Below are 24,646 nucleotides of genomic sequence, written 5' to 3' on the forward strand. Positions count from 1 at the left end.
TAGGTAAGACCCCTTGTAGATGACGAGGTAGATCGGTCTGAGGTGTAAGCACAGCAATGTGTTTAGCTGACAGATACGAATCGGTCGAGGGCTTCTCCTACTGCAACATCATCTTTTCCTATCTGATTTTGAAAGTGCGAGTCACTTTCTACAACACAATACGTCTGGTGATCATAGCAGAGGGGTTCCACTCGTTCCCATCCCGAACACGATCGTTAAGCCCTCTCACGCTGATGGTACTTGGACCGCAGGGTCCTGGGAGAGTAAGTAGTCGCCAGGCAACACACAAAGCCTACCATTAATGGTAGGCTTTTATTTTCATTCACGAAATTAGAATCATCGAAGGAACACTAAGTTTTCTATTTTCTTATCTAATGAATTATCGATAACATGTTCCATACTAAATTAAATGAACTTTGTCGAATGGATTAGAGACAATTCTAAGCATAAGGGATGGGGGAAGCTGTGGAAACCCAATGAATGTTCATACTAATGCTGATATATTTAAGACGATTTCGATTACCTTCTCGTGCGCTATAAATTAGAATTGATGATTGTTTTTCCCAAAATATCCTATAAACGTTCACTAGTAAATATTGCTTATTAAAGCTTATATTTAAATTAAATATATTATTTTATGCAAATGCTTTGTCTATCCTTTCACTTGCTTTTTTATTAATGGAAAAGGTGTTATAGTAAAAACCATAAGAAAAAGCGGAGTGTGGGCTATGCAGAAACATAATGAAGTACAACTTGTTGTAGTTACAGGTATGTCTGGAGCAGGAAAAACAGTCGCAGCTCAGTGTTTTGAAGATCTCGGTTACTTTTGTGTAGATAATCTTCCACCGATCCTTATATCTAAATTTGCTGAGCTATTGGGGCAGTCTAATGGAAAACTACAAAAAGTAGCACTTATTATTGATCTGCGAGGCAGAGCATTTTTCTCCACCTTGTTAGACTCCTTAAAACAATTGGAGGAACAGTATGGAATACATCATCAAATCCTTTTCCTTGAGGCTGATGATGATACACTTGTCCGGAGATATAAAGAGACAAGAAGAAGGCATCCGCTTGCACCTGATGGGACACCGCTTGACGGTATTCGGCAAGAGAGGATGTTATTGCAGGAGCTTCGAGAGAAAGCAGATAATATAATTGACACTAGCAGACTTCGACCACTTGAACTCAAACAGCAGATTCAAACATTACAGAAAGCCTCGAAGACAGATGCATTTGTTACATTTATGTCATTTGGCTTCAAACATGGAATTCCCATTGACGCTGATTTAGTTTTTGATGTGCGTTTCTTACCTAACCCACATTATGTTGATGAATTGCGTCCGCAAACAGGGAGAGAGAAAATCGTCTCTGATTATGTGATGAAATGGGAAGAGACCAAACTGTTTCTAGAAAAGATCATAGATCTGCTAACTTTTCTTATACCACAGTATAAAAAAGAGGGTAAGTCTCAACTCGTGGTGGCGATAGGTTGTACGGGGGGTAAGCACCGTTCTGTGGCAATTGCCGAGCATCTATATCATACATTGAAGGATCAGGAAAGATGCCAAGTGAAGCACCGAGATATGGAGAAAGGCGGTTAAACACAGGTATGAAACGGAAAAAACAATACCCGCGGATAGTCTGTATTGGTGGAGGAACTGGATTGTCAGTCTTGCTCAGAGGTCTCAAAAAGTTTCCTGTAGAGATTACTGCCATCGTGACAGTAGCAGATGATGGTGGTAGCTCTGGGCGATTACGAAATGATCTTCAGATGCCTCCGCCTGGTGATATTCGAAATGTACTAATTGCAATGGCTGATACAGAGCCGCTATTAGAGAAAGTTTTCCAACATCGGTTTCAAAATGGGAACGGACTGGCTGGACATAATTTAGGCAATTTGATGATTGCTGCCATGCAAGAGATAACAGGTGATTTTACCACAGCAATCAAAGAATTGAGTAGAGTACTTGCCATAAATGGAAGAGTATTCCCAGCAAGTGAGCAAGATGTGGTGCTCTTAGCAGAGATGATGGATGGGACGATTGTCAAAGGAGAATCTCAAATTCCCAAGGCTGGAAAGAAAATACGTCGAGTGTTTCTCCACCCGCCAAGTCCGAAGCCACAAGAGGAAGCAATCGAAGCCATTCGAGAAGCAGATGGGATAATTGTAGGTCCAGGAAGCTTATATACAAGCATACTTCCAAATCTCCTAGTGAAAGGGATGGCTGATGAGATTCGGAAATCAAATGCTTGTAAAATTTATATTTGTAACATTATGACGCAGCACGGTGAAACAGACGGCTTTTCAGCGAGCGATCATATACGCGTTATTTATGATCATGTTGGCCCAGGCTTGTTTGATTTTACATTGCTGAATAATGAAGTACCTCCTTCTTTTCTAAAAGAGCGGTATGCCAGTAGTCAGCAAAGTATGGTTCTACCGGATCTAGAAGAAATCATGCGTCAAGGGTGTCATCCGATCATGGATAACTTGTTGCTCTATCGAACTTTACTCAGACATGATGCTTACCGTATCAGCAAACACATCTTAAGGCTAGTTCGTGGAAGATTAAGGGAGTATCAAGGTGTTTAGTTGCGGATAAGTGTGGAAATCCATTAAAATGGATAGTAAGTAAAGGTAGCTAGAAGGGACAAATCATGTCGTTTACTTCAGATACAAAAAAAGAACTAACAAAAATGGAAACCAAGCCATGCTGCAAAAGAGCTGAGTTATCAGCACTAGTCCGCATGAACGGTATACTTGAAATCAAACATAAGCAACTAACGGTGGAACTTGTAACAGAGAGTCCTTCTACTGCGAGACATATGTTTTCTTTATTGCGTGGATTGTATCAAGTTCAACCAGAAGTACTAGTAAGAAAAAAGATCAGGTTGAAAAAAAATAATGTGTATTCTATCCGTCTTCATCAAAATTCAGCTAAAATACTTGCTGATTTAGCGATTTTTGAACCTGAGACGTGGCAGCGAATCCCAGGGATTTCTTCCACTTTAATCGTTGATTCTTGTTGTAAACGCTCTTACCTAAGAGGTGCCTTTCTCGCTGGTGGATCTGTCAATAATCCTGACAGTGGTTCTTATCATTTGGAAATCATGACAACCTACCATGATCATGCGGAATCCTTGCAGCAATTAATGGAGGAATATCATCTAAATCCTAAAATGATCGAACGTAAGAAAGGGTACATTGTTTACATGAAAGAAGGAGATAAAATTGGTGAATTCCTAAATATTATTGGGGCTCATCCATCACTTCTTCACTTTGAAAACGTTCGCATCATGAAAGATATGCGAAATTCAGTTAATCGGTTGGTAAATTGTGAGACTGCAAATCTAAATAAGACAGTACAGGCTGCGATGCGGCAAAAAGAAAATATCGAGTTGATAGCAGAACATCATGGACTGGATAATATACCTGAAAAGCTCCGAGAGGTAGCGGAGCTGAGATTACAATATCCAGAAGTAAATTTTACTGAACTTGGAGAGTTAATCCCCAGCGGGAAAATTAGTAAATCTGCGGTGAATCACCGTATGCGAAAAATTGATGAGCTGGCCAAACAACTACGAGACAAATTGGGGGAAAATGACAGTGTATAATCAAAACGTAATAGTGACTTTAGATGTTGGCCTACATGCCCGTCCAGCAGCATACTTTGTTCGTGAAGCAAGCCGTTTTTCGTCGGAGATTTATGTGATCAAAGGCACAGCGAAAGTAAATGCGAAAAGTATTATGGGTGTTATGAGTTTAGCTGTTAATAAAGGTACAGAAATTACAATCGAAGCAACAGGGCGAGACGAACAGGAAGCTGTAGAACGATTAGTAGAGATCGTGCAAGAAAAAAGTTAAACAGAGTGTCACAATTATAACAAGGTTTGAAGGGTGAATTTTGTTATGATGTAGGGTGATGAAGAATGACATGGAGGACAACAACATGGATATTCTACTTTACCCTCTTTTTGTATTGGGTTGTATGGTTTTATTCTTTTGTTGTTTTCGTTTCTTTCAGGAATCTCCGTTTTGGGGAACAGCTTGGGTCTTTTTTCTTATCATTGCCCTTGCGTATGATAATCTTGTCTTGTTATGCGGTAGATGGATTGGGTTCGGAGAAACATTGGAAATGCTCAGTATGATTCGTTATCTCTTACATGTACTGCTCATCCCAACATTAACTTTTGTATCCTTAGATTTTCTTCGGAGAACGGGAGCAAGATGGGTAGAAAGTGTAGCAATCAAAATATTGTTCAATCTCTATACTTTTATCGTAACCATCATCGGAGTTTTTCATGATTTCTTGTGGGTTCATATGGAAGCAATTTCTATAAATGGGATTGATCGATATATTATAAGCGAATCTCCGTTTTCGATTTCGATGCTTTTCGCTTTTGTACCGATGATTTTTACATCCGTTGTGGTGTGGAAAAGAATGCAATGGTCAATCTTATTTTTTGGGTGCCTCTTCGTGAGTTTACTTGGAGCAATTGCTTTCTTTGCCGAATATTACGCACTTGGTTCATTTACCGAATTGATTTTTATGTCTGTTTTAGTATTGACAGAATATAGATTTAAACAGGAAGATTTCACATCCAACCTTTTTGAAGCATGAAGATTGCCCTGCCTAGACAAACTACGTTTAGGAGGTGGGAAGTATGCTTCGGCAGATAGGTTGGATTATTTTGTGTTTTGGTTTATTGATTACTGGCTGTCAACGTACAGCTGCCCCAGAAAAAAGAACAGGTTTGGATAATGACTCTCGTTCTTATAGTTATGTGAGTTATCCGGAAAGTAAGATGGTTCAAGCTGCAAAAACAGTAGATGCTGTTTACCGTGCGAAAATGGAGTATACAGGTCGCAATATTATCATGGATATCTATGTAAAGCCTGGTGTAAAGCCGCGTGATTATGCCGTGATCGAAGCACAAGTAAGAAAAAAAGTTACACAAGCAGCTCCGCTAAATCCTTTTATTCTTCATATCCATCCAGCAGAAGAAAGCCGAACCTAGGTATATAGGTTCGGCTGTATTTTTTTAATATTGGGTGCCGGTCACACTCTGTCGCTAGGGGCACCCCAGCATGACAAAGTGCGACCGACTATAGGGAGTTGGCCCGGCGTACAGTGGGGCGGTAATTTACATCACCCGGCAATCCCGGCTGTATGGCCAATCGCTATAATTACTATTATATATATTTGTGATGGAATGTACAGAATTTTATATACTATCTGTCTTTCCTTTCTTTTTTTGTTTGCCAGAGGCAAATAAGCCGCCTTTCATAGTTCGCTTGTTTACATAAAAACCGAACCTAACTTAGGTTCGGCTGTATATTTTAATCGGCGGCGGGACAATATTTCTATTGCCCCGCCTTGAAACCCCGAATTATTGGTGAAACCAAGACCGAAATGATCGAAGGTTCCGACCAATGGACTGCCCCTAATTTTTTCGGTGGATCGTGATCGTGATGATCGTTGATCCCAACCTGGGTGGGTGGGCTCATCCCATCGAAATTCCTCCTTTATAGTAACTTTAGTGATCCTAATTGTCAAAATATTTATTTATACCCCGTACTAGCAGAAGAAAGCCGAACCTAGCTTTAGGTTCGGCTGTATTTTTAATATTCGATGCCAGCTCACACTCTCCGTCTCAGGGGGCACCAAGAGTGTGAAATGACGATTGCAACGAGACAGCCCGGCATTGGGTTGTCAGTATCGTTACAACATAAAAGTATTGTACAGTACTAAAAAAGAATGTACATATTATTATCTATTTTTCGCTCTCTTTTTCTTTTCAAAGAAACGATTTTTTTGTTTTCCAGAGCCAAAAGAGTCGCTTTTTCCATAACTGCGTTTTGTCTTAGGAAAAACTCTCTTCTCTGTTTTTCTCTCTGGTTTTTTTGGTGTACGTAGTCTACCTGGTGCATTGAGATCCGAGAGGTTTACTTTTGTTTTATTAGGTTCTTTGGTGATCATTTTGAGAGCTGCTGCTACAAGTGCAACAGAATCGTGTTCTTCGAGTAGTTTTTTAGCAAGTTCACGGTATGAACCATAATTTTTCTCTTCTACCGTATTCCGTAAGTTCTCCATTGCTGTTAACTGTTGACCTTCTAACGCTTCATGGATTGTTGGGATTGCTTCTCTTTTGATCTTTTTCTTTGTCATCCGTTCGATATAGCGAAGGTGATCCATTTCGCGATAACTGACAAAGGTGATGGCTACTCCTGTTTTGCCCGCTCGACCAGTTCTTCCGATACGATGCACATAGCTTTCTGGTTCTTGGGGGATATCGAAGTTATAGACATGAGTTACACCAGAGATATCAAGACCGCGAGCAGCAACGTCAGTGGCGACCATAATATCAATCGTGCCTTCTTTAAAGCGGCGTACAACCGTATCACGGCGAGTTTGATTGAGGTCTCCATGCAATCCTTCAGCAGCATAACCTCGCTTATTCAACGCCTCGGTAAGTTCGTCTACGCGTTTTTTGGTGCGTCCAAATACGATAGCCAGTTCTGGAGATTGGATATCAAGCAAGTTACATAAAACATCAAACTTTTGCTTAGGAGCAAGTTCAATAAAAGATTGCTCGATGTTTGGCATGGTAACTTCTTTTGCTTTTACTTTCACTTGCATCGGCTCAGTCATAAATTTATTTGCCAACTTGCGGATTTGATCCGGCATCGTAGCAGAGAAAAGCAAAGTTTGCCGCTCAGTTGGTGCTTGATCCAAAATAGCCTCGATATCTTCGATGAAGCCCATATTCAGCATTTCGTCCGCTTCATCCAATACGACAATTTGGATATTTTGTAGACGAATGGTTTTTCGGCGAAGATGGTCTTGTAGTCTGCCTGGTGTACCTACGATAACTTGAGGTCGTTTTTTTAGTGCACGGATTTGGCGGTCGATATCTTGACCACCATATACAGGTAATGCACGAACGCGTTTAAATTGACCGATACGATTTAATTCCTCAGCAACTTGAATGGCGAGTTCTCTGGTAGGTGCTATGACCAAGGCTTGAACACTTTCATCCTGTGTATCGATCCGCTCGACAAGAGGGATACCGAATGCTGCGGTTTTGCCTGTTCCAGTCTGGGCTTGGCCAATAAGGTCTTGACCTGAAAGAGTAATAGGGATGGTTTCTGCTTGGATATCGGTAGCTTCTTCATACCCCATTTGGTGGATAGCTTGTAGAAGTTGTGTGCTTAATCCTAGCTCGGAAAAAGGTTTCAATGTAATAAAAACTCCTTTAATAAATTGTAGTTGTTTCTCTTATTATTTGTATAAAATCTCATCCTATGTTGCAGGATGTAAAAATCTAACTCCAGATGAGCAAATTCACTAACATTTTGTTCCAAATCCGCTGATCCACCCCAAAGTAATACTTTGGAACCTCCGGTTCACCCTTTAAGTCCACTTTGTGAGCGGGATATGCATGTCTTCCACGTCTTGTTGTAAAGAATAAAAAGGACGCTACAGCCAAGCGTAGCGTGACTAGGAAGAGCGACCTAGCGAGAATTTTGCTCTTGTTGAGGTGTATATCTTCGCTGGGAATTATTTATCTATATTTGCTCAAGTAGGGAATCTAATCTTTTAATCCCGCAAAAAATCCACCCTGATGGGTGGATTTCGATTCATCTTATTTATCCATCTTATTTCTTTTCAATCACTTTGTCAATCAATCCATACTCTAAAGCTTCCTCAGCGCTCATAAAATTGTCGCGATCGGTATCTTTTGCGATTCGTTCGATGGGTTGCCCGGTAAACTCGGAGTACAAATGGTTTAGTTTATCGCGCATTTTGATGATTCGTTTTGCCCGGATTTCAATATCAGATGCTTGACCTTGTGCCCCACCGAGAGGCTGGTGGATCATTACTTCACTGTTTGGCAGGGCAAATCGTTTTCCTTTTGCTCCTGCTGCAAGCAAGAAGGAGCCCATGGAAGCTGCAATTCCAATACAGTTGGTCTCCACATCAGGTTGAATAAACTGCATCGTATCGTAAATTGCCATTCCAGCAGTGATCGAACCGCCTGGGGAATTGATATATAAGTGAATATCTTTTTCTGGGTCTTCTGCTGCTAAAAATAGCAATTGGGCAACAATCACATTTGCTACATCATCATCGATAGCACTGCCAAGCAAGATAATGCGATCTTTGAGAAGCCGAGAGTATATATCATAGGAGCGCTCACCACGGTTTGTTTGTTCTACTACCATAGGTATTAGGTTGTTCATCATGTTCGTCTCCTCCATATGTAGGAAATATTTTGTTCACAGGACTATCATACCTCATTGGTCAAAAAAGGTCAAATAATATATGGAGATATTTTATTTGCTCATTATCGTTAGAAAGCCACGAGTTTATACGATTCATAATTAATAATTGTAAAACAGCAGGAGAGAGGCAAATGTGATTTATGTATATAGTTCCTCACATCGTATGTAGTTTGTCTGATTTTTGTTTTCAAAGTTATGCTAGGCTACTTTGAAAAGTTATCAAGCAAAAGTTATATTGAAAGAGAAGAAGAGTTTGAACTTAGATACCAAGGGCAGAACGATATGCTGATAAGTAGTTTATAATTGTTATCGTGGTGATGAAATTGAAGAGAGCAAGAATTATTTATAATCCTTCTTCTGGGAGGGAATTGTTTAAACGAAAATTACCAGAAGTCTTGGTTAAACTGGAGAGGGCTGGATATGAAACATCCTGTCATGAGACTACTGGTAAAGGTGATGGGGAGGCTGAAGCTGAATTAGCTTCTAACAGGGGCTTTGATATAGTAATAGCGGCTGGCGGTGATGGTACTATCAATGAAGTGATCAATGGGCTGGCACATGCATCAGTTCGCCCAAAGCTTGGAATAATTCCAGCAGGGACAACAAATGATTTTGCTCGGGCGCTTCATATTCCACGAACAATAGATAAAGCAGTAAATGTTATCGTCGAGGGAGATACCATACCAGTAGATATCGGGAAGATGAATTCCCGCTATTTTATTAATATTGCGGGGGGAGGACATCTTACAGAACTAAGCTATGAAGTCCCAAGTAAATTAAAAACAGGATTAGGACAGCTTGCCTATTACCTAAAAGGAATCGAAATGATACCTAAACTAAAAGCAACAGAAGTTTCCATATCGTATGATGGGAAATTTTTTGAAGGAGAAATTATGCTTTTTCTTATTGCAAATACGAACTCCGTCGGTGGAATCGAGAAATTGGCACCGGATTCTAATGTACAAGACGGTAAGTTTTCTTTAATCATATTAAAAAAGACCAACCTTGCAGATTTAATAAAAATTGCAACTTTAGCGGTTCGCGGCGAACATATTAATGATCCCAATATTATTTACGATAAAGCAAGTGAGATAAGCGTGACAGCCAAAGAGCGAATGCAGATAAATCTAGATGGGGAGTATGGAGGAGATGCTCCTGCTAATTTTATAAATTTACAGCGTCATATCGAGATTTTTGTACCAAATTCGCTGGTGAATTAAAGGATTTTTGGATTGAACGAAGTAGAGCACTCTTCATGGGACTACTCTGGGGACAGGAAGACAGCAGTGTTGATCTTCCTGTCCCGGGCCTGAATACAAAATCATTTATATAGAAAAAAGCTGTGATTACGATTCACAGCTTTTTTTCTGTCTCTAAGGCAAAGGGGATCATAGATGTTTCTTTTTAAATCATGTATAATTTTATTAATCCTAATGTTGAGCCCCTTAAATAGGGAGAAGGAAGGGCCAAGTGGTTTCGAACTCGGTTATTATCCGAGCTCTTACTCAGGCAGCGACATGTGGTGTGACTGATGCTCTCATCGAAATCGCCAATCGGCTAAAGCGAAACTTCGAAGAGGAGGACATCTTCGAAGTCACAACGGAGCGGTCTGACCGCATGTCTCAGGAAATGAAGGCCGAAGCAGATCGCATCTTTGCTGAGTACCTGAGCGAGATCCCAGTAAGCTTCCACAACCGGCTCAAGACGCTGAAGTCCTACTATCAAGCTGCTTGCGTTCGGAAGACGTATGAAGGACTTTGTGCCATCAACCCCAATGACTACCGAGGGGATCTGGAAAAGGCAGTGGAGGCTGAACAGCACGCCCTAGCGAACTACTTGCTGGCCGTCGTCATTTCACAGTGTACTGAGTGAACCCCTTTTCTCACGGGACTCACCCGGGAGCAGAGAGAATTGCAGCTTTCTGCTACTTTCTCTGTTCCCGGACCGATATAATCATAGTTGATATAGATCAATCCCTTACTTTTGAATGCCAAAAGAGTGGAAAAAGGAAGTATTTGATGACATCAAGTGCATGGATTACTGGAGGTCCTTTTTTAGAAGTCAGTTTTTTGCTGAAACTAGAGGACAACAGAGAGAAAATGGCCAGAAAAGTCATCCATAAGTTAATGCAGTTACCTTACGAAGTAGAGTTGGCAGATCAAAATTTAGAGGAACTTTTACAGAAATTTGTAAAGGGGTATCTAGATGATGAAAATAGTGTTACCGTCCATGAATGTAGATTAAGCTTAAATATAACAATTGCTAGACGGAGAAAAAGTTATTTTTACATCCAACAATTGTTTGATGACACCATTATGTGTGATTTCGTCTTTTATGGAAGTGTTTGGGACGATAAGCTATTTGATCAAATAGGGGTTAGAGAAGACGAACATCCTGCATTTATCTCATTTTTAGAGGACTTGTACCAAACTTATGATTTTCTAGTAGGTGGTATCGCCTATGAAGATGACATGACAAGTTTGTTTGACTGTCAAGAAATATGGCCTCACCCTAATTATCAATATGAAAATATGAGATGGATGAAAATACCGACATCTTTTTTGCACGTTATTCACCCTTATTCATGACTCGGAAAAAATTCCAAAAGCTTCTACAGACAGAAGAAGAAGGATTGGCTGTTGCGAAACAAATTGCAACAGTTTGAAGTCAGTGAAAGTTACTATCAAAAAAGATTAATGACAAATGCAGAATTATGTTATCAATCAGCGTTAAAACTAGAAGATAAGATCAAAAAGAAATACTTATCTATTAAAACGCATACTCATTTAGAAAGTGTGTACTGTGAATTTGGACAAATGAAAAAAAGGTCAGTTTATACTTAAAAAGGCTGTGAAACTGGCTCGTGAATACAAAGATGTACAAGGTATAGTGAAAGCTCTTATTGCTTTAAGTCAATGTTTGGTCATGCAGAACAAGGACATGGACGCATACAAACATCTTGAAGAAGCACGAGAACACGCAATAGAGTATAACTTCGAAGAGCTGATGTTTGACATTTTACTGAATATGAGTGATATTTGTAAGAGACAGAATTTACCGATTATCGTAAAATAACGGGTGAGTTTCAAGATGTTTCAATATCTTTGGTGAAAGGTAGGAAAGCACTGATGAAACATCAAATCGCATTGCCAAAAAAAGTTGCTTTCAGTCGCCCTCCAAATGACTAGAAACAACACAACAAGAGAGCTCCTATCCTATTCATGGTTAGGAGCTTCTTTATGATGTTGATCTACTTCATTACCAGTTTGATTGTCATTCCACCTCAATCTATTATTCGATCAATTCATAATGACAGAAAGTACCTTTTCTAATTGTAAATAAAATGTAATGTTGTAATATTAAGAATGTAATGAAATGAAAATAAAATGTTGTTGTGTTATGAAGGAAGTGAACTACATGAGTATTTTCAAAATAGTTCGCTGGAAAGCTCCAAAACCAAGTTCTTGTCCTCAGTGCCACAAAGATGATGAGTTAATTTGGGAAAAGGAAATGTACTCGTTGTAGACGTATAGTAGAGCCGGATTAGAAATTGAAGATTGAAGATTTCGACAAAACTTGTTCACCTTTGACAATCCGCTTTCGTATAGAATAACTTCGATGAGAAGTTAAATATATGGGAGTGGATCTTTTTGTCTAAACCAAAGCGGGAACATGAAGCTTTTTTAGAAGGGTACAAACCAGCTCTAGTAATAAATCAATCAAGCAAATACTTTGGAGAAGTATCCAAATTAGACTACCCAAGAATAACACCTTTTGATATTGGATCCGACAGTTATATTTTTTTTCAGACAGAAGAACAGAAACAGGAATACCAAAGAAAAATGGAAGGAGTAGAATGGGGAACCTATGATTTTCATTTGATTGTTGGTGAAACCTTAGGTTTTCCAAAAAAGAGCGTTGAATATTATGCAAGGATGCGTGTTTTAGAAAATAAAATAGGCCACTATCCAGATGAAGAGAGAAGAGATAGTGTAGGAGTAGAGTGGGCAGGCTTCTTTTTTTCCTCTCATATTGATTTTGTTGAGCAAGAGATTAAATGGCTTTTTGATACATATCAGCATGAAAAGGCTGTTGGTTTACCTGTATCTATTTGGGTTACAGGCTTTGATACTCCTGATATTCCATATGGAGACTTTGAAAGAATGAATGTAATTGTAAATAGACTCCAGGAGCACAGGAAACAAAAAGTAATTGCAACTGCATAATCCCTCTTGTTGTTCATTTAGCAGGGATTTTCTTTTTTTATGGGTTTTGATAAAAGACCTCTCATTTTATAAACGTTCTGTAAATCTTTACGAGTTTTCGATCTCTTTCTATCTCTTGGGGGTTTTATAGAAGCATGAAAAACGCTCTTCTTCCTCCGAAGCTTTTGGAAGAAAAAGAGCGTTAATAGTTAGTATTTAAACTACGCTTTCCTATGTTCAATACTGAACAGTATACTGAAAAACCGCATAAATACTAGGATGGTGCGCCTACCAGGATTCGAACCTGGGCACCCGGTTCCGGAGACCGGTGCTCTATCCCCTGAGCTATAGGCGCATATTAAATGCGTTACTATATAACGTTTTCAACCGTTAAATATAACGGATACCTTTCCGACATGCACACGTTTATAATTTGTTATAACGCAATCTGTTAAATCGAAATAGCAATGGTTATTATACCATACGGTGGAACTGTTGTACAAGCGTTAATATGTAACGTTAACTTCCCCGAATTAAAAATTTTTGACGACTTCCTTCACATGCTTGGTCGCCTATAACCGGTAGGGAGTGCCCCGCCCCTTAAAAAAGTTATACAATAAAAACGCTTTAGCAAATTAAAGTATAACAACGTTATTAGTTATTTTATATTAAGGATAATACAACGCAAGTACTCATCTATAATTACATTGCGTTAATAAGGCGCTACAATAGCTATACAACTACGTTAACTATACTTTAATACCAAGTTGTATATAATACGGTATACAAGCCGGTATATTGCCGCTAGGCTAGGGGTAAGTGTATGCGTTATATACATACCTACATAACACTACCCAAATATATTTGTAACCGCTTGTTCAATGGTATTCATATCTGGTTTACTGTATCGGCGTGTAACGTTAATATCCGTATGTCCTAATAACTCTGCTACCGTTGCAATATCTGTCCCACCTTCTACAAGTTTCCGAGCATAGGTATGTCGTAGTGCGTGTGGGTGTGTTCCTAGTTGCGATAATAAGCGTTGTATACTACGTATAGACATACGCTGTTTATAGTTAGAAGTAAATAAAGCTTCTTCGCCGTCTGTCCTACTGTTAAGGTATTGCCGTATGTAGTGCCGCGCTTCCGCTGGTAACGGAACAGTACGAGAAATAGCACCTTTCCCGTTATGTATAACAACGGTTCCGTTTCGTTCGCCTAACGTTACATCGTTTATATTTAACGCTACAAGTTCACCAACCCTTATTCCCGTTTATAGTAAGGTATATATAATTGCGGCTGTTCTCGTTCCTTTACGTTCTGCCTCGCGTAATAAGCGGTTAGCCGCGTTTTTAGTTAACGACTTAGGAGCGATATTTTTGTTCCCCCTTGCTTGAGGGCGGCGAATATTATTTAATATGGATAACTTGTCAATGTGCTTTGCATAAGCTGTAATAGCCGCATACTTGATTTTTATTGTACTTGCCGTATTACCTATGCTTTGTAAATGTTGCATATACTGTTGTATGTCATGTCTTGTCTTGTAAGGTTGCTGATGTCGCCGCCTTGCTCAATTAACCACTTTGCAAACGCCTCAATATTCCTCATGTAATTTTTTATTGTTCGCTCACTCTTACCGTTATTTACAAGGTAATCACCGAACACTTCAAGTTGTACGCCACTTTTTACACCGCTTAATGCCATCTACTACTTTCATTCGCATATACTAACCTCCTATTATAAGTTAACCTAAATAATTTAATTTAAAAGTATAACACCCTAACCAAAAAAGAATCTCCAACAAGTGGAGGGGAATTAGTGGGGTTTGTTAACCTAATGCAAAAATTCAAATGGGTAAAATAAGTAACTGGTTAAGTGTTAGCTAATTGCTTATACAAAGAGGTTTTTAACCCTCTCGATATAGTAGACGCTTAATCGGCAAAAACTAAACATTAATTCTAAAAAAATTTATAAATCAGAGGAAAATTTATCCTCTTACTATACAATAACCCAAAAGTTTCAGAACGCACCGCTTTTTTATAAAATAACTTCAAATCATTCAGAAAAATATCTCCTACTTTACAATACTAGAAAACTTTTTAGATGCACACTTTTCCACCAAGAAAATTTCGATTAATTAATTTTATAAAGTGGCGAATTTGCTCACTTATGAAAATCACTTATATGTCGGTTTTAGCAAACGAACTTGCTAAAATTTTTGATAAACCCTTAAGTATCAACGGTTCCAGCGGTCGTTCCTTAAGAGAACAATACAAAGAAAGATCTGATTTAACAAAGGAAAATATCCGTAGTAAATAATTCGATTTTTAATTATTTACAGACGTAGTGAAACGAAGTCTATTAGTATTTAATTACGGATGTAAGGCTTCGCCTAAAATTGATTAAAAACCGAATCAATTTTTAAGATAAACTCATCATCGCAATAAATAACATCAATATAAATAACTAGTAGCCGCCGGCAAAGAGGTATATGTATATTATTGCAAAGACGTTTCCCCAAACGTAATTAACACGCTATCCCAATTGAGCAGATTCGCATTTAACACGATTAACCAGCGCCACCTCTAGCGAAAATATAGCGGCATGGAATCTCCGTTATCTGGTATTATGAATTTAAAGAAGATTCTAATTAGGGGTGTTAGCTTCCAGTGTTAAACAGTATTGTAGGATGGTTTGCAAAATGGAATTGGACAGATTGGAACATGTGGGCGGCAATTGGTCAGATGATTGGTGCATTTGCAACGGTATGGACGGCGAGGATCGCTTTGAGACAGACAAAACTAGCAAATCAGCAAATTGATGAGGCTAGAGAAAGAGAAGAAGAAACTAAGAAGAAAGAAAAAGAAGCGATGGAACCGGAGTTAACTCCTAAAATAATAATAAAGAGTGATGAAGAGGGAAAAAACGTACTTCACCTTATTTTATCTAATTTGAAACCTGTTCCAGTTTACGTGGATGCATTTTTCTTTGTTAACAAGCTACCGGAAATTGAAGATGATAACCAAAATATTATCGAAACAGAAGCACCGGAAAGAGTAGTTTATGGGGATATATGTGTTACTAAGGTTCCGTTATTATATCTAAAGCACCTAATAACTAAAAACGAAAAGAATGAAGGCTTTTATAAATTCAAATTCTCTATCTCAACTGGTAAGATATATACATTTTGCGTTTATTTAAAGGTTGAAAGTAAAGGATATATAACGAAATTATACTTATCTAATGAAGATGTTACAAAAGAAGAGATAATAAAAAATGGGACATACATAGAGTATGCTGCTAACGCACTTCAAGATATAAGACAAAAAGGCGATACAGGAAATAGCATTTATCAATCAGTAGTTAGAAAGTAGACTTAAACTCTACGTTGTTTAGTGCCTCTTTCTCTCTTACCGTGATCGAAAGTTATAATATTATAATAAATTCACCTAGGGGTGTTTAAAGTGTTAGATAGTTTTATTAAGTGGTTCACACATATAAATTGGGTTAGTTGGGATTCGTTAGCGTCAATAGGTCAAATTATTGGTGCTGTTGCAACCGTATGGACGGCTAGAGTTGCGTTAGGACAGATGGAGGAAGCTAGAAAGCAGAATGAGTTAGCGATTAAACAAATGGAGGAAGCTAGAGAAAGAGAAAAAGAAGCAATGAAACCGGAACTAACCCCTAAAGTAATCCTCACAGGCAAGGCAGGGGGATTGAAAATAAATGTCATTCTAGCAAATAATAAACCCGTTCCGGTTTACATAGACGATATTTACACAAACATACCAGATGAAGAAAATCAAGAATTATTTGAAACTGATGCCCCTAAAAAAGTCCCTTATGGAGATATCTGTACTACAAAGATTCATCTAAGGGCACTTGGAGACCTGTTAGGCGATTATGATGATAGAATTATTCGATTTCGATTTTCCTATACAACTGGAGATGAGTTAACCATTAGCTTTTTAATTTTGTCAAAATCAAAAGGGGAATATAAAATTAAAGTTCCACTTTTTTTCTACCTAGTTGGAGAAGTATACGAAAAGGATAAAATCATCGCACAAGGTACTCTGATATTTCCCCCTTACCCTGAATGAGGGTTGATTTTCTTAATAAATACCCACTTTAAACATTTAAATATTCCGATGTAAACTTATTAATTTAAGTCCCAGAGACAATCACCACAAAGTAACTTCATCAAATGTTATAATATTATAAAAACTCCTTAGAGGTGTTCATCTATGTCTTTACGTGATATTCCATCTGATATAAAAAGATCGGTTAGAAGAGAAAGTTATTATGGGTGTGTTGTATGCGGAACTCCAATTATTGAGTACCACCATATAGAACCATATCATATTGTAAAATGCCATGAAGTACATAATCTTGTGGCGTTATGTCCGAACCATCACCGCAAAGCCGGTAACGGTACATACTCTAAAGAATATGTTTATAAAATGAAACAGAACCCATTTAATAAAAATAGAGATAATATCAGAGATGATTTCATGCTCGGTGATTACGATAAATTTAAATTTAAAATAGGGTCTAACTACTATGAAAATATAGAAACTATAATCATGGTTAAAGGTAAGCCTCTTCTAGAATTCAAAAAAGACGAATTCGGAAATGTTGCAATGAACGCTTTATTTTATGACTCTAGAAATGATCTGATAGCAGAGATAAAAAATAATGAATGGATTACTTACCTTAAACCTAAACTTTGGGATGTAACATACTCAGGTGGCAAACTAAAAATAAATTCAGATAGAAAGAAAGTCTTATTAGAATTTAGACCCAATCCAGAAGAACAATCAATCGATTTAAAAGCAAAACTTTATTATCAAGGTAATAAAATAGATATTACACCTGATGTAACTTCTATTAATGCCGATAATGAGTTTGGTATCCACTTTTCAAATTGTACAATTGCAGATGCTAAAGTAGCATTTTTTATTGAATAGTTATAGGTATTATTTTCGTTGGAAAACTAAACCAAACGCAATTCTCGCCTAATGTCCGCCCCTGTCACGGAAGAAAAACGCCGCTGAGGTACTGTGACCCTTCAGCGGATTTATAATGCCCTTAGACGGCGTTTTTCTAAATAAAGCGTTTCAAAAACCCTTTATTTATGCGGAGTTTCAGCGGTGGGAATCTCGTTAATTTCATACCTCCACCCACTACATTTTATTAACCTATTGCTTCCACTTCCTCATCCTCTTCCGTAACATATACACTGATTGAATCATCGTAGAAAACTCGCCCCCAACGGCTAACTTTCGGTTCCGTATAGTGTGGGTAAAATACGTATTGAACATCCTCAACGTTAATACAACCGCTGGTATTACAAAAACCTTTGCCAGCGTCATTCACCTGTACACATTTTTTACGGTTGCATTCAAGACAATCAAAATATACCGGTTTTTTGTTACACATTTATATACACTTCCTTTTCAATTTCGTTTTTGAGCATCTGCCCCACCGAGGAGGACATAGGTAACATTGTTTTTCATCGGCACTGGTACCGACATTTTAGAGGTTTGGGTACCCTCTTTTATGAGCAGGGTGGAGGATTCTATTCCACAAGAATTCGTATTATAATGGAATATAGCAATAGGTTACTAATCTGACCCTAACCCCTGAAAGGGGACAACCATGACGGAGCTTCGTTGGCACGGGGGAAACCAGATTCGTCCTCGTATTCCCGATGAAGGAGTTTTCAGCAGGGCTTGCGAGAAGACCGATCTCGCTTTTCAGGAAATGACCGGCGAGGGAACCCCTGAGTTGACTGAGAAGAGCGTCGAGGAAAGCAAGGACGCCACCGCAGGCAATACCGACAACTAATCGGGTCAGTTTCCCTTATAGGTAAAGCACATTCAGTGCCAGCGCGCTTCTAGCGTGCGCCTATGAGGGAACCCGTAAATAATTTACTTAAAATAGATAGGTGACATTGTTAAAGTAAGGTCAATATTATCCATGCGTACCACGTTGTTGACTCTTCTTGTTGTCTGTGTTAATTTGAGGGTCGAGGGCGATTCTTGTGCTATTCAGTACAGGGATTGCTTCTTTAATTTGTGCGCTGGTCTTCCTTAGCTCGCTAACATTGCCATCCTTGACGCTTTTGCCTAGCTTTTTAAACAATTTTTCTAGTTGTGAAATACTCATCAAGTACCACCTCGTAAATTTATTACCTGCCTACCCACTGCCAGCAAATAGGCAAGGTGTAATTTAATTACTTACCATCAGAAACCCTTACGAGTTCCGCTAAGGTAAACCCCACCATTAACCAATGTTGCAATAAAAGTAGTTCGGCGGCTTCTTTCACTGTAAGCTCGTCTTCCATTAAAAATATTTGCAACTTTTCTTCTAAACGCTGTCCGTACATGTAAATCAGCTCCCTAAATGCTTTTTTGTTAAGCCGTGTTTTGGCTTGAGTCGAAGAATAGCGAAGCTGATAAAAATTTTGCAAGTCCTTTTTTGAAGGTTTTTTCAATTATTTTTCAGCACACATACTCAGCGGTGCTTTCGTAATACAACTTGTCCAAGCAATTAGAAAGCACACCGTTAAAATAACCGGCTAGGTTCCGTATATTCTTCTTTTTGGTACGGTTAAAAGAAGCCCGTAACGCGTATATAGCGATGTCTATTAATTCCTGTTCCTCATAAACTAACTTTAGGTACTTGGTTTGCGCCAAATAAACGCCATACAGGCGATACAGTAGTTTTTTATCTTTTACATAGGTAAATACAACCGATCTAAAACGGTCATATACGCTTACAAAACGTTTATTAATTTTCTTTATCTCTTGAATTTCAGAAATTATAGCTTCGGTTCCAAAATCTTCCGTCAAATTACTTGGTACTTCTACGTTTTCCGACATCTCACGGGGTTGCACGGACGGAGTAGCACTAGTATTATCAACGGGCTTTTCTTCTGGTACATACCTTTGCAAAACGTATATATTAGCCCCATTGCCACCCCTTATAGGACGCATTACATGCCGTTTTAAAACTATGTCCAACTTATGTAAAAGGTTAAGGGCGCGGATAATGGTGGAACGACTTAACTTGGTTAGTTCCGCTATGCTATCGATTTTTAAAAACGCACAGCCGCGATATTTAACGGCATAACGCGCCAATAATTTATACACGGTAATAGATGAAGGTGTTAGTAAATGTGACTTGTTGTAGAGATGCTGTCTTATTGCTGTATTTAAAGATTCTGTATTATTAAAGTTAGAAAAAGATTTCGACAACTTATGATATTCTACGTTTGTATTAAGGCTATCGCACATACTTAAACTACTTCCTCCTTAGACCGTTGGAAAGCATTTCACATGCACCACTAAACCGTTCTATACTAATGTTGTTAACGATTCCTATTTTGTTTTGGTTTGTAGTGGTGCTGGAAGATGGCTTTCTTCCGGTATTTTTTTGTTTAAAAATTGGATTATCTTAGATATTTAGATGCAGGGCTGTATTGGCGATGCTGTGCTTTAATATGTTCCTTATCCATCTGAATGTAACGTCTGGTAGTGGTTATATCGGAATGGTCAAGTATTTGTTGAAGAGTGAAGATATCTCCACCATTCAACAAGTAATTCCTAGCAAACGTATGGCGGAACATATGCGGTGTAGCACGTTTTACACCGGCTTCCTTTGCGTACTTATACAAACGTCTTCTAAATGTGCTTGTAATCATCTGCTCCCCATACGCGGTTAGAAAAAGAAACTCGGTAGGCTCAAAATAAGACTTGTTTTCCTCGTGTAATTCCATTAGTAGTTTCATCATCTTTCTACTAACTGGTATGGTGCGGCTTCTTCGATTCTTTGCTATCTCTGATGGAATAGTAAAGGTTAGCCGCTTAACATCTAGATGCTGTATTTCAACGTTAACTAGTTCGTTAATACGGATACCGGTATCAAGCAAAAAAAGCATAATGACCTTATCGCGAAAGCAACTATATTGCCGTGTATCTAGTACTCCGAATAGCTTTTTAAGTTCCTTGTCTGTAAAGCCGGTTAAATCGTCAATCTATCTGACTTTAACAACTTAACCTTTCCCATAGGGTTAGTAGATAAATGACCTTCTTCCGTCCAAAAACGGCACATAGTGCGTAATGTACGTAATCGAATGTTAATGGTACTAACTGCAAGTTCTTTCCTCGCCCGTTCTCGTTTGTCGATGCCGGCAAAGGGGTTACGCTCATCTTTCAGGTAATTAATGTAGTTGCGAATTAAGTCGGTTGTTAGCTGTTGAATGTGTTTAATATCTGGATAAAAACTAGATAGAAACCGTTGGAACCATCCCATATGCTGGTAATAATCATGTATGGTGCGAGGTCTCATTCCCTCGGCTTTTTTAGCATTAACGAACAGCTCTAACGCCTCATCAAACGTGATTTCATAAGTACTGTTTACATTGGTTATTATTGCGTTACGTTCGCTAACACGGGTTTTTCGCTCCCTAATTGGTGGCTTACGTATTGTTTTAGGCATAATAAAAAGCGTTCACCTTCCGTCCATGCAAACGGATAAGGCAAACGCTTCTAACGTTTATGTATTATATTTAAGGGTTTCCAACGTTTAAATTAAGTTAAAAAGCTAGTAACTACATAGCTTTTACGCATATTAACGCCTAAAGTAACTTTCCCGGTTCCGGAGACCGGTGCTCTATCCCCTGAGCTATAGGCGCATGATAGGACAACCGTTATTATACCACGTTTTCAATCCATAGTACAACAATAAAAAAAGTGTACAATTTGTGGTAGACCTGTACCCTAAAATATAGTAATTTAAAGTAGTAATGATCTTTGTTGACAGTGATTGATCCTATACATCATTTCTCATGGTGATAGGAGTTGGTAGATGGCGATCTCAAATAAACGATAATTTTTATCGCATGGAGAGATAGTAAGCGGTTTCCATAAGACATTTTGTCTTGCACCTTAGAGATCAGTCAACGCATATCAACTCCCATCAGAAAGGATGATGGGATGCCATTCATCGTTAACAGTCCGATTGGACTGTTTTTATTTATTTGAAATGGCATTTTTTTGGTCATACTACTAAGGAATGCGTATAAGGAGGAAGTATGTATGGGTAAAGGTAGAGTTGCAATTAATGGATTTGGAAGAATTGGGCGTAATGTGTTTCGTTCTCTGATCGATCATCCAAACTTGGAAGTAGTTACCGTAAACGATCTAACAGATAACAAAACATTGGCTCATTTACTTAAATATGATTCTGTACACGGCACTTTGGATGCAACCGTTAAAGTATCCGATAATGGTTTTAAAGTAAACGATCACGAAGTAAAAGTAACAGCGGAACGTGATCCTGAGAAACTTTCTTGGGAAGAAGATAATATTGATATAGTGATCGAATCTACTGGTCGTTTTACCAAACGAGCAGATGCAGAAAAACATTTGAAAGCCGGCGCAAAGAAAGTCATTATTTCTGCTCCTGCTACGGATGAAGATATCACCATCGTTTTAGGTGTAAATGAAGATAAATACGATGCAGAAAACCATCATGTGATATCCAATGCTTCTTGTACGACGAACTGTCTGGCTCCTGTAGCAAAAGTATTACATGAAAAATTCGGTCTCAAACGCGGCTTTATGACTACTGCACACGCATATACCAATGATCAACAAATTCTTGATCTTCCCCACAAAGATCTTCGACGTGCACGTGCTGCTGCAATGTCTATGATCCCAACTACTACAGGTGCTGCAAAAGCGATTTCGCTTGTTCTTCCAGAACTGCAAGGAAAATTAAATGGTATGTCCATTCGCGTTCCATCTCCAACTGTATCTATTGTCGACCTCGTTGCGGAGTTGGACAAAGACGTGACAGTAGAAGAGGTCAACAGTGCTTTGAAAGAAGCAGCAGAAGGTGAATTGCAAAATATATTGGATTACTCCAATGAACCATTGGTTTCGATCGACTACAAAGGAAATCCACATTCTTCTATCGTTGATGGACTTTCCACGATGGTATTGGAAGATAACATGGTAAAAGTACTTGCATGGTACGATAATGAATGGGGCTATTCTTGCCGAGTAGTAGACTTGGTAGATTTTATTTTAGAAAAAGGTGTTTAATCCTTATATTTATACAGCATATCTGTAGAAAGGTATAAAATGATCGGTTACAATCAGATTGGTTGTAATCGAATGTTTTGTACGAGTCAATCAGGGAGGAATCACCTTTGAATAAACTTACTGTCTATGATGTCGATTTGCATGGCAAGCGAGTGTTTTGCCGTGTAGATTTCAATGTTCCATTATCAGAAGGTAAGGTGGCAGACGATACGAGAATTCGTGCTGCCATCCCTACTATTTCCTATTTAATGGAACAAGGCGCTAAAGTGATATTGGCAAGCCATCTTGGAAGACCAAAAGGAAAAGTGGTCGAAGAGTATCGTCTGACACCAGTTGCCAGAAGACTTGAAGAATTGATTTCTAAAGATGTGAAAAAAGTGGATCAAGTGATTGGGGAAGAAGTAACGGAAGCTGTAGAACAAATGCAAGATGGAGAGATCCTCCTGCTGGAAAATGTTCGCTTTGAAGCGGGTGAAGAGAAAAATGATCCTGTATTGGCTAAAGCATTTGCTGATCTGGCAGATGTTTTTGTCAATGATGCTTTTGGAGCGGCTCACCGGGCACATGCTTCCACCGCTGGTATAGCTGCATACATACCTGCCGTTGCTGGGCTTTTACTGCAAAAAGAATTGGAAGTACTAGGAAAAGCGATTAGCGACCCTGATCGACCTTTCACTGCTATTATCGGTGGGGCAAAGGTAAAAGATAAAATAGAAGTGATTCAAAATTTGCTGCAAAAGGTGGACAATCTGTTAATCGGCGGTGGCTTGGCTTTTACGTTTGTCAAAGCACAGGGTTATGAAATCGGGACCTCTTTGCTGGAAGAAGATAAACTCGATTTAGCCAAAAGCTTAATCCAGCAGGCAAAAGACAGAGGAGTAAAATTGTATTTGCCGATTGATGCAGTGGTAGCGGATCGTTTTGCCGCAGATGCAAAAGGTACAGCAGTAGATATTGATCAGATACCAACTGACAAAATGGCTCTGGATATTGGTCCTAAAACGAGTGAACAGTTTCGAGATGTGGTACTTTCTTCTCAGTTGGTTCTTTGGAACGGCCCTATGGGAGTATTCGAAATGGATCAATTTGCAAAAGGAACATATCGTGTGGCAGAAGCTTTAGCTGAGTCTGATGCCTATTCTATCGTTGGAGGCGGAGATTCTGCGGCTGCACTCGTAAAATCAGGCCTATCCGATCAAGTAGATCATATTTCCACTGGTGGCGGGGCGTCTCTTGAGTTTTTAGAAGGAAAAGAGTTACCGGGAGTAGTAGCTTTGACAGATAAAAGATAGGGGGTAGATCATGCGTACACCTATACTAGCTGGCAACTGGAAAATGTATAAAAACCTATTAGAAACAAAGGATTTTCTAAGGCGATTTCATGAGCAAACCATTCCTGAGGATCGCGAAGTAGTCATATGTGCTCCGTTTCCCTCTTTGCCTTGGCTGACAGAAGCATGTGAAGGTACTTCGATCCAAATTGGTGCACAAAATGTGCATTGGGAATTAGAAGGCGCTTATACAGGTGAAGTAAGTGTGGAGATGCTCAAAGCACTACATGTTACCCATGTCATTATTGGTCACTCGGAGAGACGGGCGTATTTTGCTGAGACAGATGAAATGATAGGCCGTAAACTTCGCACTGCACTTACTGCTGGTTTAACCCCGATTTTATGTGTGGGAGAAACATTGGAAGAAAAAGAGCTGGGAAAAACAAATGAAGTAGTCAAGCGTCAAATTCGTACAGCATTAGAGGATGTCAGTGCTGTTGAAGTAGGCAAATTAATCATCGCCTATGAACCGGTTTGGGCGATTGGTTCAGGGTTGGCGGCAACTCCTGATGATGCGGAAACGGTTATTTCCTACATTCGCAGTTTACTTCCTGAGCGCTATCAAGATAAAGTTCGTTTGCTGTACGGAGGAAGTGTGAAAGCCGAAAATATCGCAACATACATGAGTCAACCGAATATTGACGGTGCGCTTGTTGGTGGTGCTAGCTTAGATCCTAACGGGTTTCACCAGATGTTAGATGAGGTGTAATT

At 38.9% G+C, this 24,646-nt stretch carries 29 protein-coding genes, 1 tRNA gene and 2 rRNA genes; 21 read left to right on the forward strand and 11 right to left on the reverse strand.

Annotation, left to right across the window (positions count from 1 at the left end; genetic code table 11):
* The 8 genes from MK805_RS13865 to MK805_RS13900 form a co-directional block, all read left to right on the forward strand.
* Nucleotides 1-100 (forward strand): 23S ribosomal RNA (locus MK805_RS13865); the annotation flags it as partial.
* Between the two features lie 63 nt (nucleotides 101-163).
* Nucleotides 164-280, forward strand: a 5S ribosomal RNA gene (gene rrf / locus MK805_RS13870).
* 448 nt (nucleotides 281-728) lie between these two features.
* Nucleotides 729-1,601, forward strand: coding sequence for an RNase adapter RapZ (rapZ, locus tag MK805_RS13875; RefSeq protein ID WP_240876489.1), 873 nt, complete (start codon nucleotides 729-731; stop codon nucleotides 1,599-1,601).
* Between the two features lie 8 nt (nucleotides 1,602-1,609).
* A complete protein-coding gene (locus tag MK805_RS13880; RefSeq protein ID WP_240876490.1) occupies nucleotides 1,610-2,593 on the forward strand; it encodes a gluconeogenesis factor YvcK family protein in 984 nt (327 codons plus the stop codon).
* A 65-nt stretch (nucleotides 2,594-2,658) separates the two neighbouring features.
* Nucleotides 2,659-3,615: a DNA-binding protein WhiA gene (gene whiA, locus MK805_RS13885; protein ID WP_240876491.1), complete on the forward strand. Its 957-nt coding sequence runs from the start codon at nucleotides 2,659-2,661 to the stop codon at nucleotides 3,613-3,615.
* Nucleotides 3,608-3,865, forward strand: coding sequence for an HPr family phosphocarrier protein (locus MK805_RS13890; RefSeq protein WP_240876492.1), 258 nt, complete (start codon nucleotides 3,608-3,610; stop codon nucleotides 3,863-3,865). The genes whiA and MK805_RS13890 overlap by 8 nt, the downstream gene beginning before the upstream one ends.
* Before the next feature lie 85 nt (nucleotides 3,866-3,950).
* Nucleotides 3,951-4,622, forward strand: a complete 672-nt coding sequence (locus MK805_RS13895) for a hypothetical protein (RefSeq protein WP_240876493.1) — start codon at nucleotides 3,951-3,953, stop codon at nucleotides 4,620-4,622.
* Nucleotides 4,623-4,665: 43 nt separating this feature from the next.
* Nucleotides 4,666-5,019, forward strand: a complete 354-nt coding sequence (locus MK805_RS13900; protein WP_240876494.1) for a hypothetical protein — start codon at nucleotides 4,666-4,668, stop codon at nucleotides 5,017-5,019.
* A gap of 752 nt (nucleotides 5,020-5,771) precedes the next feature.
* Here the strand turns inward: MK805_RS13900 and cshA are convergent.
* Both cshA and clpP read right to left on the reverse strand, forming a co-directional pair.
* The gene (cshA, locus tag MK805_RS13905) at nucleotides 5,772-7,241 is read right to left on the reverse strand and encodes a degradosome RNA helicase CshA (protein ID WP_240876495.1); all 1,470 of its coding nucleotides are present in this window, start codon (nucleotides 7,239-7,241) and stop codon (nucleotides 5,772-5,774) included.
* 419 nt (nucleotides 7,242-7,660) lie between these two features.
* Nucleotides 7,661-8,248, reverse strand: coding sequence for an ATP-dependent Clp endopeptidase proteolytic subunit ClpP (gene clpP, locus MK805_RS13910; RefSeq protein ID WP_240876496.1), 588 nt, complete (start codon nucleotides 8,246-8,248; stop codon nucleotides 7,661-7,663).
* Between the two features lie 362 nt (nucleotides 8,249-8,610).
* On the opposite strand from clpP, the gene MK805_RS13915 reads away from it, so the two are divergent.
* The 6 genes from MK805_RS13915 to MK805_RS13940 all read left to right on the forward strand — a co-directional run bounded on the left by MK805_RS13915 (nucleotide 8,611) and on the right by MK805_RS13940 (nucleotide 12,513).
* Nucleotides 8,611-9,507, forward strand: coding sequence for a diacylglycerol kinase (locus MK805_RS13915; RefSeq protein WP_240876497.1), 897 nt, complete (start codon nucleotides 8,611-8,613; stop codon nucleotides 9,505-9,507).
* A 250-nt stretch (nucleotides 9,508-9,757) separates the two neighbouring features.
* Entirely contained in the window at nucleotides 9,758-10,159 is a 402-nt protein-coding gene (locus MK805_RS13920; protein ID WP_240876498.1) for a hypothetical protein, read from the forward strand.
* Nucleotides 10,160-10,305: 146 nt separating this feature from the next.
* Nucleotides 10,306-10,875: a hypothetical protein gene (locus MK805_RS13925; protein ID WP_240876499.1), complete on the forward strand. Its 570-nt coding sequence runs from the start codon at nucleotides 10,306-10,308 to the stop codon at nucleotides 10,873-10,875.
* A gap of 51 nt (nucleotides 10,876-10,926) precedes the next feature.
* Nucleotides 10,927-11,130 carry a hypothetical protein gene (locus MK805_RS13930; protein WP_240876500.1) on the forward strand — a complete coding sequence of 68 codons (204 nt, stop codon included), beginning with the start codon at nucleotides 10,927-10,929 and terminating at the stop codon, nucleotides 11,128-11,130.
* Between the two features lie 7 nt (nucleotides 11,131-11,137).
* The gene (locus MK805_RS13935) at nucleotides 11,138-11,362 is read left to right on the forward strand and encodes a hypothetical protein (protein WP_240876501.1); all 225 of its coding nucleotides are present in this window, start codon (nucleotides 11,138-11,140) and stop codon (nucleotides 11,360-11,362) included.
* Nucleotides 11,363-11,937: 575 nt separating this feature from the next.
* Nucleotides 11,938-12,513 (forward strand): hypothetical protein, encoded by a 576-nt coding sequence (locus MK805_RS13940; protein ID WP_240876502.1) that lies wholly within the window; start codon nucleotides 11,938-11,940, stop codon nucleotides 12,511-12,513.
* A gap of 259 nt (nucleotides 12,514-12,772) precedes the next feature.
* On the opposite strand, the gene MK805_RS13945 is transcribed toward MK805_RS13940, so the two are convergent.
* The 3 genes from MK805_RS13945 to MK805_RS13955 form a co-directional block, all read right to left on the reverse strand.
* Nucleotides 12,773-12,847, reverse strand: a tRNA-Arg gene (locus MK805_RS13945).
* Nucleotides 12,848-13,342: 495 nt separating this feature from the next.
* The gene (locus MK805_RS13950) at nucleotides 13,343-13,759 is read right to left on the reverse strand and encodes a tyrosine-type recombinase/integrase (RefSeq protein ID WP_338057520.1); all 417 of its coding nucleotides are present in this window, start codon (nucleotides 13,757-13,759) and stop codon (nucleotides 13,343-13,345) included.
* Between the two features lie 227 nt (nucleotides 13,760-13,986).
* Complete coding sequence (locus MK805_RS13955) at nucleotides 13,987-14,196, reverse strand: site-specific integrase (RefSeq protein ID WP_240876503.1); 210 nt, start codon at nucleotides 14,194-14,196, stop codon at nucleotides 13,987-13,989.
* Nucleotides 14,197-15,161: 965 nt separating this feature from the next.
* Here MK805_RS13955 and MK805_RS13960 point away from each other — a divergent pair.
* The 3 genes from MK805_RS13960 to MK805_RS13970 all read left to right on the forward strand — a co-directional run bounded on the left by MK805_RS13960 (nucleotide 15,162) and on the right by MK805_RS13970 (nucleotide 17,459).
* A complete protein-coding gene (locus MK805_RS13960) occupies nucleotides 15,162-15,866 on the forward strand; it encodes a hypothetical protein (protein WP_240876504.1) in 705 nt (234 codons plus the stop codon).
* Between the two features lie 90 nt (nucleotides 15,867-15,956).
* Nucleotides 15,957-16,592, forward strand: a complete 636-nt coding sequence (locus tag MK805_RS13965) for a hypothetical protein (protein WP_240876505.1) — start codon at nucleotides 15,957-15,959, stop codon at nucleotides 16,590-16,592.
* Nucleotides 16,593-16,736: 144 nt separating this feature from the next.
* On the forward strand, nucleotides 16,737-17,459 hold the full coding sequence (locus MK805_RS13970; protein ID WP_240876506.1) for an HNH endonuclease signature motif containing protein: 723 nt from the start codon (nucleotides 16,737-16,739) through the stop codon (nucleotides 17,457-17,459).
* Nucleotides 17,460-17,685: 226 nt separating this feature from the next.
* On the opposite strand, the gene MK805_RS13975 is transcribed toward MK805_RS13970, so the two are convergent.
* Nucleotides 17,686-17,931 (reverse strand): hypothetical protein, encoded by a 246-nt coding sequence (locus MK805_RS13975; protein WP_240876507.1) that lies wholly within the window; start codon nucleotides 17,929-17,931, stop codon nucleotides 17,686-17,688.
* A gap of 219 nt (nucleotides 17,932-18,150) precedes the next feature.
* On the opposite strand from MK805_RS13975, the gene MK805_RS13980 reads away from it, so the two are divergent.
* Nucleotides 18,151-18,339, forward strand: coding sequence for a hypothetical protein (locus MK805_RS13980; RefSeq protein WP_240876508.1), 189 nt, complete (start codon nucleotides 18,151-18,153; stop codon nucleotides 18,337-18,339).
* A gap of 126 nt (nucleotides 18,340-18,465) precedes the next feature.
* On the opposite strand, the gene MK805_RS13985 is transcribed toward MK805_RS13980, so the two are convergent.
* The 5 genes from MK805_RS13985 to MK805_RS14005 all read right to left on the reverse strand — a co-directional run bounded on the left by MK805_RS13985 (nucleotide 18,466) and on the right by MK805_RS14005 (nucleotide 20,994).
* Nucleotides 18,466-18,660, reverse strand: coding sequence for a hypothetical protein (locus MK805_RS13985; protein WP_240876509.1), 195 nt, complete (start codon nucleotides 18,658-18,660; stop codon nucleotides 18,466-18,468).
* Nucleotides 18,661-18,727: 67 nt separating this feature from the next.
* The gene (locus tag MK805_RS13990; RefSeq protein WP_240876510.1) at nucleotides 18,728-18,880 is read right to left on the reverse strand and encodes a hypothetical protein; all 153 of its coding nucleotides are present in this window, start codon (nucleotides 18,878-18,880) and stop codon (nucleotides 18,728-18,730) included.
* Nucleotides 18,881-18,995: 115 nt separating this feature from the next.
* The gene (locus MK805_RS13995; RefSeq protein ID WP_240876511.1) at nucleotides 18,996-19,790 is read right to left on the reverse strand and encodes a helix-turn-helix domain-containing protein; all 795 of its coding nucleotides are present in this window, start codon (nucleotides 19,788-19,790) and stop codon (nucleotides 18,996-18,998) included.
* A gap of 155 nt (nucleotides 19,791-19,945) precedes the next feature.
* Nucleotides 19,946-20,530: a tyrosine-type recombinase/integrase gene (locus MK805_RS14000; protein ID WP_240876646.1), complete on the reverse strand. Its 585-nt coding sequence runs from the start codon at nucleotides 20,528-20,530 to the stop codon at nucleotides 19,946-19,948.
* Nucleotides 20,518-20,994 carry a site-specific integrase gene (locus MK805_RS14005; protein WP_255724660.1) on the reverse strand — a complete coding sequence of 159 codons (477 nt, stop codon included), beginning with the start codon at nucleotides 20,992-20,994 and terminating at the stop codon, nucleotides 20,518-20,520. Before MK805_RS14005 ends, MK805_RS14000 begins: the two co-directional genes overlap by 13 nt.
* A gap of 599 nt (nucleotides 20,995-21,593) precedes the next feature.
* Here MK805_RS14005 and gap point away from each other — a divergent pair.
* The 3 genes from gap to tpiA all read left to right on the forward strand — a co-directional run bounded on the left by gap (nucleotide 21,594) and on the right by tpiA (nucleotide 24,644).
* On the forward strand, nucleotides 21,594-22,604 hold the full coding sequence (gap, locus tag MK805_RS14010) for a type I glyceraldehyde-3-phosphate dehydrogenase (protein ID WP_240876513.1): 1,011 nt from the start codon (nucleotides 21,594-21,596) through the stop codon (nucleotides 22,602-22,604).
* Between the two features lie 107 nt (nucleotides 22,605-22,711).
* Nucleotides 22,712-23,896: a phosphoglycerate kinase gene (locus MK805_RS14015; protein ID WP_240876514.1), complete on the forward strand. Its 1,185-nt coding sequence runs from the start codon at nucleotides 22,712-22,714 to the stop codon at nucleotides 23,894-23,896.
* 10 nt (nucleotides 23,897-23,906) lie between these two features.
* Entirely contained in the window at nucleotides 23,907-24,644 is a 738-nt protein-coding gene (tpiA, locus tag MK805_RS14020; RefSeq protein WP_240876515.1) for a triose-phosphate isomerase, read from the forward strand.
* Nucleotides 24,645-24,646: the final 2 nt, after the last annotated feature.

The sequence above is a fragment of the Shimazuella soli genome (assembly GCF_022511585.1).
Lineage (GTDB): Bacteria > Bacillota > Bacilli > Thermoactinomycetales > Thermoactinomycetaceae > Shimazuella > Shimazuella soli.